12 protein-coding genes and 1 tRNA gene are annotated in these 13,545 nt (G+C 66.2%); 9 read left to right on the top strand and 4 right to left on the bottom strand.

Going from position 1 to position 13,545, the window contains the following annotated elements; genetic code table 11:
• Positions 1 to 115: 115 nt before the first annotated feature.
• The 5 genes from VGK27_06410 to VGK27_06390 all read left to right on the top strand — a co-directional run bounded on the left by VGK27_06410 (position 116) and on the right by VGK27_06390 (position 3,139).
• On the top strand, positions 116 to 1,405 hold the full coding sequence (locus tag VGK27_06410) for a tetratricopeptide repeat protein (protein ID HEY3489736.1): 1,290 nt from the start codon (positions 116 to 118) through the stop codon (positions 1,403 to 1,405).
• 77 nt (positions 1,406 to 1,482) lie between these two features.
• Positions 1,483 to 1,893: a hypothetical protein gene (locus VGK27_06405; GenBank protein ID HEY3489735.1), complete on the top strand. Its 411-nt coding sequence runs from the start codon at positions 1,483 to 1,485 to the stop codon at positions 1,891 to 1,893.
• 15 nt (positions 1,894 to 1,908) lie between these two features.
• On the top strand, positions 1,909 to 2,592 hold the full coding sequence (locus VGK27_06400; protein HEY3489734.1) for a hypothetical protein: 684 nt from the start codon (positions 1,909 to 1,911) through the stop codon (positions 2,590 to 2,592).
• A gap of 58 nt (positions 2,593 to 2,650) precedes the next feature.
• A tRNA-Thr gene (locus VGK27_06395) sits at positions 2,651 to 2,725 on the top strand.
• A 96-nt stretch (positions 2,726 to 2,821) separates the two neighbouring features.
• A complete protein-coding gene (locus tag VGK27_06390) occupies positions 2,822 to 3,139 on the top strand; it encodes a hypothetical protein (GenBank protein HEY3489733.1) in 318 nt (105 codons plus the stop codon).
• On the opposite strand, the gene VGK27_06385 is transcribed toward VGK27_06390, so the two are convergent.
• Genes VGK27_06385 through lexA form a run of 4 tightly spaced genes read right to left on the bottom strand, consistent with a single transcriptional unit; the run spans position 3,136 to position 6,887 of the window.
• On the bottom strand, positions 3,136 to 5,373 hold the full coding sequence (locus VGK27_06385) for a DNA polymerase domain-containing protein (protein HEY3489732.1): 2,238 nt from the start codon (positions 5,371 to 5,373) through the stop codon (positions 3,136 to 3,138). The two genes, VGK27_06390 and VGK27_06385, sit on opposite strands and share 4 nt — an antisense overlap.
• Entirely contained in the window at positions 5,355 to 5,648 is a 294-nt protein-coding gene (locus tag VGK27_06380) for a hypothetical protein (GenBank protein HEY3489731.1), read from the bottom strand. The genes VGK27_06385 and VGK27_06380 overlap by 19 nt, the downstream gene beginning before the upstream one ends.
• A gap of 7 nt (positions 5,649 to 5,655) precedes the next feature.
• Positions 5,656 to 6,276, bottom strand: a complete 621-nt coding sequence (locus VGK27_06375; protein ID HEY3489730.1) for a hypothetical protein — start codon at positions 6,274 to 6,276, stop codon at positions 5,656 to 5,658.
• The gene (gene lexA, locus VGK27_06370; GenBank protein HEY3489729.1) at positions 6,276 to 6,887 is read right to left on the bottom strand and encodes a transcriptional repressor LexA; all 612 of its coding nucleotides are present in this window, start codon (positions 6,885 to 6,887) and stop codon (positions 6,276 to 6,278) included. Before lexA ends, VGK27_06375 begins: the two co-directional genes overlap by 1 nt.
• Positions 6,888 to 7,016: 129 nt before the next feature.
• On the opposite strand from lexA, the gene VGK27_06365 reads away from it, so the two are divergent.
• The 4 genes from VGK27_06365 (at position 7,017) to VGK27_06350 (ending at position 13,502) form a co-directional block, all read left to right on the top strand.
• The gene (locus VGK27_06365) at positions 7,017 to 8,444 is read left to right on the top strand and encodes a PAS domain S-box protein (GenBank protein ID HEY3489728.1); all 1,428 of its coding nucleotides are present in this window, start codon (positions 7,017 to 7,019) and stop codon (positions 8,442 to 8,444) included.
• The gene (locus VGK27_06360; protein ID HEY3489727.1) at positions 8,441 to 9,076 is read left to right on the top strand and encodes a response regulator transcription factor; all 636 of its coding nucleotides are present in this window, start codon (positions 8,441 to 8,443) and stop codon (positions 9,074 to 9,076) included. The genes VGK27_06365 and VGK27_06360 overlap by 4 nt, the downstream gene beginning before the upstream one ends.
• 147 nt (positions 9,077 to 9,223) lie before the next feature.
• On the top strand, positions 9,224 to 11,980 hold the full coding sequence (locus tag VGK27_06355) for a cache domain-containing protein (protein HEY3489726.1): 2,757 nt from the start codon (positions 9,224 to 9,226) through the stop codon (positions 11,978 to 11,980).
• 13 nt (positions 11,981 to 11,993) lie between these two features.
• On the top strand, positions 11,994 to 13,502 hold the full coding sequence (locus VGK27_06350) for a methyl-accepting chemotaxis protein (protein HEY3489725.1): 1,509 nt from the start codon (positions 11,994 to 11,996) through the stop codon (positions 13,500 to 13,502).
• Positions 13,503 to 13,545 lie beyond the last annotated feature (43 nt).

Here is a 13,545-nt window from a genome sequence, read left to right as displayed (position 1 = left end):
ACAAACGATGCACATGACGCCCCGGGGGATTTCCCCGGGGCTTTTTTTATTTGCCCTGCGATTCCCGGCAACTTTATCCCGAGGTCGTCATCCATATCCTAGACGGAGGATCGGTATGACGGGAGACCGGCTGGACGAACAGGCGATCGAAATGAGCCTCTCCGAAGGTGTCGCGTTGGCGGATTCCGGCAAGTACCAGGAAGCCGTGGATCGCTTCGACGACCTGCTTGCCGTTTCCCCCTGCAATATCGAGGCGTTGTACCAGCGTGGCGTCGCATCGGGAAGGATGGGGCGCCATCTCGAAGCGGACGATTGTTTCGACCGGGTGCTGGCGATCGTTCCCGGGCATGCGCGGGCATGGGTCGGGAAGGGGGTCGCTGCCCAGGCCATGGGCAACGCTGCACAGGCGATTTTGCTCTTCGATCGGGCCATTGCCTGCGATATCGCTTGTGGCGCGGCATGGTTCGACAAGGGGCTCCTCCACAAATCCGCCGGGCTGGATCGCGAAGCGATCGGCTGTTTCGGGAAAGCCGTTGCCATCGATTCCGGGAACGCGCCCGCCTGGATGAACAAGGGGATCTGCCACAGTCTGCTGGCCGAATTCAAGGAAGCCGTTGGCTGCTTCGAGATCGTCGTCCGGGTCGAGCCCGCGTACGCGAACGCCTGGTTGAATGCCGGCATCTGCTACGTTGCTCTGGGGCGCTATTCCGAGGCTATCGCCTGCACGCGCCGGGCAAGGGAGCTTGTGCCCGAGAGCGGGGCCGCCTGGAAGTTCGAGGGCGATGCCCACCTCAAGCTGGGGGAACACACGCAGGCTGTCGCCTGTTACGCGGAGGCGATCGCGCGGGACGAAGGTCAGGTTTCCGCCAGGATCGGCTGGGGGATGGCCAAAGCGGCGCAAGGCCACACCGGCGAGGCGCTGGCGATGCTCGACGAGGTGCTCGCGATCGATCCGGCGTGTGCCTACGCGTGGTTCGACAAGGGAACGATCCTCGAAAAGGCGGACCGGTTTGCAGAAGCCGTCCGGGCGTTCGACCAGGCGCTCGGACTCGAACCGGGGAACCTGTTCGCTTGGATGGGGAAGGGCGCCGCGCTCGACAGACTGGGCCGTATCGATGATGCCTTGGCCTGCTACGAACGGGCGCTCGCGCTGTCCCCCGGGAATGCGGTCGTGTTGCTAGCCATGGGGTGGGAGATCCTTAAGGTCAGGCACGATCCGAGGATGGCGATCGATTGCTTCGACCGGGTGATCGCGATCACCCCGCTAGCTCCGCTGGCCTGGCTCGGGAAAGTTATATCGCTCGAGTTATGCGGCCAGGAAGCGGAGGCTCGGATGGTCGCTTCCAGGGGGGCCAGGCTTGATCGTTCGATCGCGGCGGTGCTCGAGCGGATCGGGAGTCCCTAGCGTTTCCGTTTCTATTGTTGCAACATCGTATGGTAATAGTCGTACTTACTGTTTAATCGTATGTGGGGGAGGAACTGTTGGTTCTTCGAATATCGGGGGGAAGATTCGGCTTTTTCCTGGTCGACTTGACGGCCTCGATTCCGGCGGAAAGAGGAAACTGCGGCCTGTTCATGCAGTTACGCGCCGATGAAGAGGAGTATATCGTCCTGTCGACGCGCGATGCGACGCATTCCGCGGTGGTCGAGCGGTTTTGTGGCCGGATGGAACTCCCGTTTGAGACCGTCTACGGGAAAGGCTGCTGTTCCCACGGGGTCGGAAAGCCGGGGTGGGTCATCGTCGGTGGGGGGGAGTGGCGCCGAGATCCCGAGGGACGATGGGTCGAACTCCGGGGGACCGCTCCCGACTTCGGGATGTTCGACCCCGACGGCCTTCAGGAAAATCTGCGCGCGATCCCCGGATGGGCGCATGTCGACGTCCGGCTGGCCTGAGCTTCTCCCTTGCCCATGTCCATCGAAAGCGTGATCGGGCGACTCCCCGCCGAAGGTGCCGTCCTGTTGTCCGCCGATGCGATTCCTTTCGACGATCCCGCGACCTATCGGCTCTTCTCCGCCGGGGACACCGCAGGGATTCCCCGCTTCGACCATGAAGACGCCCTCGACTACCTGCGACGCCTGGACCCCGTCCGTTTCGCCCACCTGGTCGCTTTCCAGGCACTCTACCGGATGTCGACGTTGACCGCCGGCCTCCTCGACCGCTATATCGATCGGCGGCATGGGCGGGAGCGCTCCGACTGCGAGGTTCCCGCGCTTACGCCTTACTTTGCCGAGACGCACGGCCTTCCGTTGTACGAAGAACAGTTGGCCCGAATCGGTACCGAGGTGGCCCGCTTTACGCCCGATGATGCCGTTCGTTTCGCCCGCGCTTATTCCCGCTACGACGAACCGGCGATGTTCGCCGTTGCTGTGCGCTTTTCCGAGGGGGCTTCAGCCAACGGAATCTCCGGGTCGGCGGCGAAGGAGATGCTCGACTTCCTGCGGCGCACGGGCGCATTTACCCTCCCCGAGACGCGCCTGGCCGGTTTCGCGACCGAGGGATATCGCCTCGCCTGGCTCAAGGCGCATTACCGGGACGCGTTCGAGGCCGCCCGCTGTGCGGCGGAAAGTGCCCTTGCGCCTTCCCTTGCTTGACATTTCGGGTGTGCCGAAATAGATTATCCCTCTTCGATTTCCGTCCGTTTCCAGACGGGCCGATGTAGCTCAGTGGTAGAGCAGCTGATTCGTAATCAGCAGGTCGTCGGTTCAATCCCGACCATCGGCTCCATAACAATCAAAGGGTCAGGCCTTGCGGGGCCTGCCCCTTTTTTTGTGCCGGCTCAGCTAGAATAAACGCATGAACCAGGCCGACGGAGGGAATGGCATGTCCGATTCCTTGGAAGAGAGATCCGTGCTCAAGGTCGACTGCCCCTGTTGCGGGGCGCAGCTGGTCGTCGATACCGTGCGCGGTGTCGTGGTCGAGAAAGTCGATCCGGCAAGCGCCGCGCGGAAGGCGACCGAATTGAAGGAAGCGGAGCGCGTGCTGGCCGAGGAGGCGTCCCGCATTGAGGACAAGTACCGGCAGAGCGTCGAGGCCGAAAAGGGGCGCGGGGCGGCGATGGAGAAGTTGTTCAAGACGTTCATGGAGAAGGCCAAGGACGCGCCGGTCGAGAAGCCGGTGAAGGACATCGACCTGGATTAGCGGGCGTTCCGCGTGATCCAGAGAAGCTCTTCCCCCGCTTCGCGCAGCAGTTCCTCGTACTTGTCGAGGTCGGGCGACTCGCTGCCGTCGAGGAAGCCCATGGCGCGGCCGCCGGGAAGCGATGCAGGCCTGGCCGGGCGTCGCACTCTGCCCGGCTTCCCTCCTTCGGCGACCAGCAGGTAGCGGATCTTTGCTCCCGGCTGCAGCGCCACCCCCCTCCCGCACAATTCGCGCGTGACCGACGCCGCCGCCGTATTGGCGACGTACTGGTCGGGCGCCTTCGAGAGCCGCCGCGCGATGGCCAGTGCCTCGGGCTGCACGCGGCCGTCGCGCAGCGCGCGCACCGCTTCCTCGACCATCGCTTCGAGCGCGGGCCGCAAGCCCCGCAAGGCCGCGAGATCGTGCGCGCCGCCCATCGCGTCGAGCATCGACCGCTGCAGCGCGGCGACGAAAGGCGACGTATCGGAACGGCGAAGCGCGATGCCGCGCACCTTCATCTCGCCGTGGCGGAACGCGCCGACGAAGCGGTTCGGCACGGCGACTGCCGGATTTTGCCGAGACGGCAGGAAGGCGATCCAGTCGTAGACTCCCTCGAGCGCGATCGGCATCTCCGTCTCCCGGGTGATGTCGTCGCCCAGCGCCAGGTAGTCGTCCCCGGCAGCGCCGTCCCGTGTGACCCAGATCGCGTCGGTCAGCCCGTGGAGGAAGGAATAGCCGCTGCGCTCGGCGGTCTCCTTCGCCATCAGCAGCTTTTCGCGTCCCCAGGCCGTGACCGCCTCGTGCGCCTCGATGCGGCCGAAGCGGGCGTTGCGGTAGCCGAGGAAGCCGAACGAGACGACGAGCAGCCACTTGAGCGCCGTTTGGCGGCGGCGGAACGGCTCTTTCTCGTCGGGCGTCGCGGCCGCCTTCTGCCGGATTTTGAGCTGCCGCCGTTTCTCTAGAATCGGCGCCAGCGTGTCGGGGATGATGCCGCGGCGCCGCGTGCAGGTGTGGGCGCCGATGCCGGGCACGGGCAGCCCCGGATCGCAGCAGTCGCAGTTGATCGTCTCGGGCGAGATGTTGTAGCGGTTCATCAGCGACGGGTACATCGAGGCGAAATCGAGCTCGGCCACGTTGGTTCGGACGCCCGGGCGCGGCAGGTAGGTCAGCCCCCCTTTATCGGTCTCGACCAGCGCCAGCCCCGTCTTGAATTCTTCGGGCTCGCGCTTCTTGAACGGGACGAGCACGCCGCGCGACATCGCGAGCGCGACCTCCATCGCCGAGATGGCGGTGCCGGGCGAGGAGCGCGCGAGCCGCTGGAGCGGGATGCCCGACAGGCGCGACAGCTCGATGAGCCCGGGCAGCCCCGTGTCGCCGAACAGGAACGAGTTGCGGGCGTCGACGTGCCAGCGGCCGAAGGCGGTGTGGGTGGCCGCGCGGTAGACGACCTTGCCGTAGGACATGTAGGAGCGGGGGGGAAGAGGGCGGCGCGCGCCGTCGCCTCCCCCGGCTCGGGAGAGCGGGCGGTCGAGCGAGAAGGGGACGCGGCAGCGCTCGGCCAGTGCGTGCAGCGATGGCACGAGGTGGTCGTCGCCGTACTCGGTGACGAGCAGGTCGGGGTCGGCCTCGCGCAGCCGGCGCGACAGGTCGTGCAGCAGGCCGGCGCCGTCGGTCCACTCGAACAGGTCGGTGCGGCCGTCGAAGGAGAACAGCAGCGGCCGGGCTTGGCCGTGCGCCGGATGGCCGCGGCCGTCGACCCGCAGCGTCGCCACCGTCAGCTCGGGCAGCGGCGCATCGACATCCCACGGGTCGTCGAGCAGCTCATGGCCGCAGACGGCGCCGTCGGCGTCGATCGTGACGCGGGCGCGCGCCAGCGGATACAGGCCGGTGGCATAGGCGAACTGCTGCTCGGGCGCGATGTCGGCGTTGAAGAGCGCCTCGGGGGTGAACTCGGCCTCGGCCATCCGGACGATGCGGGCAAACAGGCCCGAGGCCGGGACGCGGAGGCGCCAGGCGGGAATCGGCTGCCCCGAGAAGATCTCGGTGCCCTCGCCGCGCCCCACGCGACAGCCCCACGCGCGCGCGGCCGCCAGCACCGCCTCGCGCCGGACGTCGCGCCCGGCCACGACGAACGACGGCAGGAAGGGGGCGGACAGGGCGTGCGTCGCGCCGCCGTCGGTGCGGAAGACGAGGTCGACGGACGCGGGCCGCGCGACGAGGTCGAGCAGCCAGCCGGTCAGCGTTCGGTTGCGCACGGGTCGGGCCGGCTGCCGGCGGCGGCCTCGAGCGCGGCGACCCGCAGCGAGAGGTCGCGTACGGCGCGCCGCGCTTCGAGGAGGATGCTCATCAGTACCGCCTCGAACGGCACCGGGCGCCCCGAGCAGGCGCAGGCGGTGGTGTGGTAGCGGGCATCCGAAAACAGGGCGTCGAACAACTCGCGGTCTTCCTTGCGAAGCGCCCGGCGGAATTCCTTCCACGACGCTTCTTCCTGGTGGAGCGTCTGGGTGAAAGGAAGGACGGTGCGGCCCACGGCTTTGCTACTTCCCTGACAGAAGCGGGATGGGCGCGCGCTTTTCGTCGAGCCAAAGCGTGCCGCCCCACGCACCGCCCTCGCGCCGGACGAGCAGCATCGGGCGCGCTTCCCGCGCGAGGTGCATGAAGAAGCCGGCCCGGTCGCCGGACGCCGGATGGCTTGCCAGCACCACGCGCACGCCGGAGGTCGCGATCTTCCGGAGGGCGGCGACGCTCTTGCGGAAGAGGGCGCAGGCCTCGCGATAGGGGACGTCGGCGTCGCGAAAGGACTCGTGCAGGCCGAGCACCAGCGCCAGCCGCGCCCGGCGGCGCGACAGCTCGGGGGCGAGACGCTCGGACAGCAGCCGCTCGAGCTGGTGGCAGGTGAAGGCGCGCGACAGACGGATGCGGGAAAGCGCCGCCCGGGCATCGCCGCCGAGGGCGGAAGCCGACCGGCTGATGGCATAGGGGTCGAACCGGTTTCCGGCGTCGACGGCCACCACGGTTTCGCCCGCGAGCAGCGGGGCCGCGAGCGCCCGCAGCGCGAGCGCACAGGCGTCTTCGCCGAAGATGCCCGCCATGCGGCCCGGCGGCGGCGCCAGGCAAAGGGCGGAGGCATCGTAGAGGTCGAGCGGCGCGGCGCGCATCACAGCTTGCGGTAGACGCCGACCACCTTGCCGGCGATGCGGAAGGACGACGCGTCGGCGGGCACGGCGATGGGCGGGTAGGCGGGGTTGGACGGTTCGAGCACGATGGCGCCGCCCTGCCGGCGCAGCCGCTTGACGGTGGCGTCGCCCGAGAGCACGGCGACCACGATGTCGCCGTCGGCGGCATCGGGCTGGCAGTGCACCAGCACGTAGTCGCCGTCGGCGATGTGGTCGCCGGTCATGCTGTCGCCCGCGACGCGCAGCGAGAACACGTCGCCGTCGCCGGCCAACGAGGCGTCGAACAGAAGCTCTTCCTGCACGAGCTCGATCGCCTCGCGCGGGCTGCCGGCGGGAACGCTGCCCAGCACCGGGACCCGGACGGGGAGAGAGGGCGCGCCGGCGCCCGGAAACGCGATCTGCCGGTGCCGGTTGGGCGTGCGGCGGATGTGTCCCTTGCGCTCGAGCAGGTCGAGGTAGTAATAGCCGTTCTTGACGGCGATGCCGAACCGCTCGGCGATCTCCTGGGCCGTCGGGGCGAAGCGGTTGCGTGCCATGAAGTCGTGGATGAACGACAGGACATGCTGTTGCTGGGGGGTGAGCGGCATCGTCATGGTATGTATAAAAATATACATACCGGGTAATGAAGTCAAGCGGGTCGCTTCTGGAAAGTCCCGCTTGCTTGCGGCCGAAAACGTGATACGTTGTTTTATAATATGAGCAGGAAGCATGTCCCTACCCGGATGGTCGAACGCCGCGCGTCGGACCGACGCCGTTCGGAGGTTTTTCGCCTCGACCGGATCCTCCTCGACAACCTGCCGTGCCCGGCACTGCTGATCCGCCCCGGAAGCCGCGAGATCGTCGCCGCAAACAGGACGGCCATGCGCGTGGGAGCCGAGCCCGGGCTGACCTGCTACGCGGGATGGCGCAAGCGCGCGAGCCCGTGCCCCTGGTGCCGGGCTCCGGAGCTCTGGGCGTCGGGCGAGCCGCAAAAGCGGACCATCGAAATCGATGAACGGGTTGAGGACGCCTGCTGGGCACCGCTGGACGGGGAACTCTACCTGCACTATGCCTTCGACGTCACGGAGCACCGCCGGATGGAGAGGTCGCTGCGCGACAGCGAGCGGCAGTTCGAGGACACCTTCCGCTTCGCGGCGGCAGGCATCGTCCACATCGCCCCGGGGGGGCGCTTCCTGAAGGCGAACCCGCGCTACTGCGAGATCACCGGCTACACGGCCGACGAGTTGCTCGGGATGACCTTCCAGGAGATCACGCATCCGGACGACCTGGCGAACGACCTGGCGGTGTCCCGGCGGATATTCCGCGGCGAGGTCGACACGGTGTCCAACGAAAAACGGTACGTGCGCAAGGACGGGCGCGTGGTCTGGGTCAACCGGATCACCAGCGCGGTCCGGTCGGCGGCGGGCGGGCGGGTGAACTACCTCGTCGTGGTGGTCGAGGAGATCGAGGCGCGCAAGCGGGCGGAGCAGGCGTTAAGGCAGTCGCTCGACCAGCTTCGCAAGCTCTCCACGCACATCCAGGAAGCCGTCGAGGCCGAGCGGAAACGGATCGCGCGGGAGATCCACGACATCCTGGGGCAGGGGCTGATGGGGCTTCGGCTGGACACGTCCTGGGTTTCGGACAACCTCGGCGGTGCGCACCCGTTTCTTCGGGAGCGGTTGACGGACATGCTGGCGTTGATCGATTCGACCATCGGGACGGTGAAGCGGATCTCGACCGAACTGCGACCTGTCATGCTCGACGATCTCGGCCTCGGGCCGGCGATCGAATGGCAGGCCGGCGAGTTCCAGCGGAAGTGCGGAATCGCCTGCAAGACGCTGGTCTCCCCGCGCGACATCGTCCTCGACCAGGGGCAGTCGACCGCCCTGTTCAGGATATTCCGGGAGGCGCTGGCCAACATCGGGCTGCACGCCCGCGCGACGCGGGTTTCCGTGCGCCTTGCCGAGACGAAGCGCGCCGTCACGCTGACGGTCCGGGACGACGGCATCGGGATCCCTGCCGAAAAGATCTGCGATCCCGCGTCGCTCGGGCTGATCGGCATGCGCGAGCGGCTTCATCATTTTGGCGGGACGCTCGAGATCGGGGCGGCGCACGGCGGCGGAACCGCCCTCCGCGCGCGTCTCCCGCGGGACGGGGCGCCGCGGGCATGACGATCCGGACGCTCCTCGTCGACGATCATCGGATCGTCCTGCGGGGGATCGAGGAGATCCTCCTCAAGACCCATGACATCCGGGTGGTCGCGGGCGTGTCGACGGCCCGCGAGGCGCTTGACAGGATCGCCCGCGACGTGCTCGACATCGTCCTGCTCGACATCTCGATGCCCGATCGCAACGGGCTTGAACTGCTCAGGCTCATCAAGGAGCGCAAGCCCCGGCTTCCGGTGCTCATCCTCAGCATGCACCCGGAGGAGCAATACGCCGTGCGGGCGCTGCGGGCCGGGGCAGCCGGATATCTCACCAAGGAAAGCGCGCAGGAGGAGCTGATCGAAGCAATTCGGCGTGTCGCGCAGGGGCGCAAATATGTCAGCACGACGCTGGCGGAGAAGCTGGCCTTCGAGCTTGAGCCGAACGTCGAAAAGGCAGCCCATGAGAAGTTGTCCGACCGGGAATACCAGGTCATGCGGCTGATCGGCGCCGGCCGGAAGAACAACGAGATCGCGGGAGAGCTGTGCGTGAGTCCGAAGACGGTCACGACCTACAAGAGCCGCATCCTGCAGAAGCTGGGGATGAAGAACAGCGCGGAAGTGATCCGGTACCTGATGGACCACGGGTTGACGGACTGATCCCCACCCGGACGATCGCCGAAGTAGTGTAAGTAAAGTCTCACGCAGCAAATGCGCGATATCTTACCGCGAACTCGGTTTATCCCTCCATATAATCGCCTGCTCGAAACCGAATAATAATGGAATGACGTTTGTAGCTGGAAAGACGTGATCTTCAGGCGAACCATCGAGAACACGATCCTGCGCAACTGGGTCGTCGGCGCCTTTGCGGCGATGCTGCTGGTGGGTGGCGCCTGGCTCCGTTCCGAGTCCGAGCACTTCCGGAAGGACGAGAAGGAGATCCGTGCGGATCTCGTCGCGCAGCGGAAAACCGAGCTCAGGGAGCAGGTCGAACGGACGATCGATCTCGTCGGGTTCCTGCGGACGCAAACCGAATCGCACGCAAGGGAATCTGCGCAGGCGACCGTCAGGCAGGCGCACGCGACCGCGAACTATCTCTGGAACAAGCACAAGGGAAGCAAAAGCGACGCCGAGATCCAGGGGATGATCCTGGATGCGCTGCGCCCCGTCCGTTTCAACCGGGCGCGCGGGTACTGTTTCGCCTTCACCTTCGACGGGCTCCAGCTCCTGAACGCCGACCGGCCGGCAATGGAAGGGCAGGGGCTGATCGATCGCCGCGATGCGCGCGGCGCCTTTCTCTTTCGCGACATGATCTCCATCGCCCGCGACAAGGGAGAGGGGTTCTATGCCTATCACTGGTCGAAGCCCCGCGCAGATGGAAGCGATTTCGCGAAGATCTCGTACGTCAAGCGATTCCGGCCCTACGACTGGGTCATCGGCGCGGGCGAATATATCGACGCCGCCGACCAGGAGATCCGCGAGGAAGCGCTCGCCAGGATTGCGCGCACCCGGTTCGGGGACGGGGGGCGGTTGTTCGCCGGGACGCCCCAGGGCGAATCGCTGTCCCGATCCCCGATCGACGGCAAGGGCGGAACGACCTGCGACCTGGAAGACGGGGAGGTGATCCGGAAGCTGGCGGACGGCGGAACCGGCGGAAGCTTTGTCTTCCGGCCCGCAAGCGACCCGGGCGGGGCCGCGATCTGCTATGCGCGCAAGGTCGCGCCGTGGGGCTGGATCGTGGGCGGCAGCGTCGGGCTGTCCGACATCGACGCACGCGTCGAGCAAGCCAGGTCCGCGATGACGGGACGCTTCTGGCGGACCATGGGCGGGATCTGCGCGCTGCTCGCGATCCTGTTTCTCGGGGCCGTCGGCGTGGCCCGCTACACCGCGCACCGGATGCAGAGCACCTTCGACCGCTTCTCCGCTTTTTTCCGGAGGGCCGCCGTCGACACGGCCTCGATCGAGCTTGAAGGGCTGGTCTTCGACGAGTTCAAGGATCTCGCCGCCATGGCGAACGACATGATCGCGGCCCGGCATGCCTCGGAACAGCGGGTGACACGCCTTGCGGCCGCGGTCGAGCAGGCCGCGGAAGATGTAATCATCACCGGCCCGGACGGCACCATCGAGTACGTGAATCCCTCCTTCGAGGCCACGACCGGCTATGCGCGGGATGAGGCCGTAGGCCGCAATTGCCGGATCCTCAACGGGGGGGCGGACGATGCGGCGTTCTACAAGGATCTCTGGGACACGATCCGCTCCGGGAACAGTTGGAAAGGGCGCTTCCGAAACCGGACGAAGGACGGCCGCCTGATCCTGCAGGATGCCAATATCTCGCCGATCCGCGACCAGTCCGGGGCGATCGCCGGGTACGTCTCCGTCCGGCGTGACGTGACCGAGCACGTCGAGATCGAGTCGCGACTGGCGGATTCCCAGCGCCTGGAGGCCATCGGCATGCTGGCCGGCGGGATCGCCCACGACTTCAACAACATCCTGACGGCCATCGTCGGTTATACAGAGATGGCGATGGCGTCCATCCCCGAGAGATCGTCGCTGCGTGACAACCTGTCGCAGGTCCTCCTCGGAGCCAGGCGCGCCACCGAGCTGGTGAAGCAGATCCTGGCCTTCAGCAGGCGGAACCAGCAGGAGAAACGGCCGGTTCGAATCGATGACCTTCTCAAGGAGACGCTGAAGCTCCTTCGGGCCGCGGTTCCTTCCACCGTGCGGATCGTCTCCGAGATCGATTCCGCGTCGCGGGCGATGGCCAATCCAACGAAGATCTACCAGGTCGTCATGAACCTATGCACAAATGCGTCGGCGGCGATGTCGGAAGGCGGGGGAACACTCACCGTCCGGCTGACGGATGCGACGGTCGATGCCCGGTTCGCCGCGTCCCACCCCGGCATCGCGCCGGGCCCATTCATCCGGCTGACGGTCGAGGACACAGGCTGCGGCATGCCCCCCGAGCTCCTGGATCACATCTTCGAGCCGTTCTTCACGACCCGTGCGAAAGGCGGCGGCACGGGGATGGGGCTGGCGGTCGTCCATGGGATCGTCTTATCCCACAGGGGAACGATCGACGTATCGAGCGAGGTCGGAAACGGCTCTTCCTTCGATGTCTACCTTCCGGCTGAAAGCGAGCCCGAGCCCGCGATGCCGCCCCGCGAAACCGCGCTCCGGCCGGGGAGCGAGCATATCCTTCTCGTCGATGACGAAGCCGCGATCCTGCACCTGATCGGATCCCGCCTACGGAAACTCGGGTACTCCGTGAAGGATTGCGACGACGGGCAGGCCGCGCTCGAGCTGTTCATGGCATCCCCGGGAGACTTCGACCTCGTCGTCAGCGACGTGACCATGCCCGGCATGACGGGCGACCGTCTCGTGCGCGAGATTCGCAGGATCCGCCCGGAAATCCCGGTCATCCTCTGTTCCGGCTACACCGAGCGGATGACGGAGGAAAGGGCGATCGAAATGAGGATAAACGCCTTCATTGCAAAGCCGGTTCCGTTTGCCTCCCTCGCCGCAGCGATTCGCACCGCGCTGGACGGGGGGAGAACCATGAATTAAGAGGAGGCCGTCGATGTTCGAACGCATGAAGCTTGGGACGAAACTGATGAGCGCGTTCCTGTTGTCTTCCGTGGTCATGGCCGTCGTCGGCTACGTGGGAGTGACGAGGATCCGGCAGGTTGCCGAGGCCGGGGCGGGACTTTACACCCGGGTGACGATTCCCCAGGGGATCATCGCCGACATCGCGGTCCATTACCAACAGATGCGGGCCTATACGATCTATTACATCAAGGGGACGGACGACGACACGCTGAATGCCCAGCGGAAAGGCATCGCCGAACGGCGCGCCGACCTGGCGAAAGGATTCGAGGAGATCGAGAAAGCCGACATCGGCGCCGAGGAAAGGGCGCTGGTCGGGAAGCTGAAAGAGAACTTCGGGAAGTACTATGCGAGCCAGGAAAAGGTGTTCGCGCTCTCGGGGAAGGACCAGTACGCGGCGCGCCAGACGGTCTTCACCGGCGATGCCATGAAGGTCTCCTCCGAGATCCAGTCGATCATCGACCGCCTCTTCGAACGGTCGATCGCGCGGGCGAAGCAAACGGCGGAATCCAATGAAAAAACCGCCCGTACCGCGACCATCGGGATGATCTCGATGGTCGTCCTCGGGGTGTTCGGCTCCCTCGCGATGGGATTTCTGATTTCCCGGAGGATCAGCGGCGCCCTGGTCCGCGTCGTCGATTCGCTGGTCGACGGTTCCGGCCAGGTCACCTCCGCCTCCACGCAGCTTTCCTCCACAGCCCAGGGGATGGCGGAGGGCTCTTCCGAACAGGCCGCCTCGCTCGAGGAAACCTCGTCGGCGATGGAGCAGATGTCGGCGATGACCCGTCAGAATGCCGACAATGCGGGACAGGCAAAGTCGCTCGCCGACCGGGCGGGAACGAGCGTCGGAAAGGCCAACGATTCCATGAGGCAAATGGTGGGAAAGATGGGCGAAATCTCATCGAAGGGGCAGGAGGTCGGGAAAATCATCAAATCGATCGACGAGATCGCCTTCCAGACCAACCTGCTGGCGCTGAACGCCGCCGTCGAGGCGGCGCGCGCGGGCGAAGCGGGGGCCGGCTTCGCGGTCGTGGCCGACGAAGTGCGCAACCTGGCCCAGCGTGCGGCCTCTTCGGCAAAGAGCACATCCGACCTTATCGAGGGGACGATCCGGAATATCCTCGAGGGCACCACGCTCGTCGAAAATACCAACATGGACTTCCAGGATGTCGCCGCCGCGGTGAGCAAGGTGACGGAACTGGTAGGCGAAATCTCGGCGGCTTCCTCGGAGCAGGCGCGCGGGATCACCGAGGTGTCCAGCGCCATCAGCCAGATGGACAAGGTGACGCAGTCGAACGCGGCGGGCGCGGAGGAGATCGCCGCCTCGTCCGAGGAACTGTCCGCCCAGGCCGGTTCCCTGACCGACATTGTCCGACGGCTCCAGGAGGTCGTCCACGGGGAAGGCGCCTACGACGGATACGGCGCGTTGTCTCCGCGGAGGGGCTCTGCCGCTCTTTCACGCGGATTGCCGCCGGGTATATAATTCCTCCAGCGCCCGGAGGCGGCGCATCATGCCTGGAGGATCC

The organism is Candidatus Deferrimicrobiaceae bacterium (assembly GCA_036504035.1).
Taxonomy (GTDB): Bacteria; Desulfobacterota; Deferrimicrobia; order Deferrimicrobiales; family Deferrimicrobiaceae; genus JANXPS01.
Note: the sequence above shows the minus strand (reverse complement) of the source record. Positions and strands in the feature narration are given on the sequence as shown.

Bases quoted from the DNA above. Each gene is read 5' to 3' on its own strand.
- VGK27_06410 (HEY3489736.1), top strand. From the start codon at position 116: ATGACGGGAGACCGGCTGGACGAACAGGCGATCGAAATGAGCCTCTCC.
- VGK27_06400 (HEY3489734.1), top strand. From the start codon at position 1,909: ATGTCCATCGAAAGCGTGATCGGGCGACTCCCCGCCGAAGGTGCCGTC.
- VGK27_06390 (HEY3489733.1), top strand. From the start codon at position 2,822: ATGTCCGATTCCTTGGAAGAGAGATCCGTGCTCAAGGTCGACTGCCCC.
- VGK27_06375 (HEY3489730.1), bottom strand. From the start codon at position 6,276: ATGCGCGCCGCGCCGCTCGACCTCTACGATGCCTCCGCCCTTTGCCTG.
- lexA (HEY3489729.1), bottom strand. From the start codon at position 6,887: ATGACGATGCCGCTCACCCCCCAGCAACAGCATGTCCTGTCGTTCATC.
- VGK27_06365 (HEY3489728.1), top strand. From the start codon at position 7,017: ATGGTCGAACGCCGCGCGTCGGACCGACGCCGTTCGGAGGTTTTTCGC.
- VGK27_06360 (HEY3489727.1), top strand. From the start codon at position 8,441: ATGACGATCCGGACGCTCCTCGTCGACGATCATCGGATCGTCCTGCGG.
- VGK27_06350 (HEY3489725.1), top strand. From the start codon at position 11,994: ATGTTCGAACGCATGAAGCTTGGGACGAAACTGATGAGCGCGTTCCTG.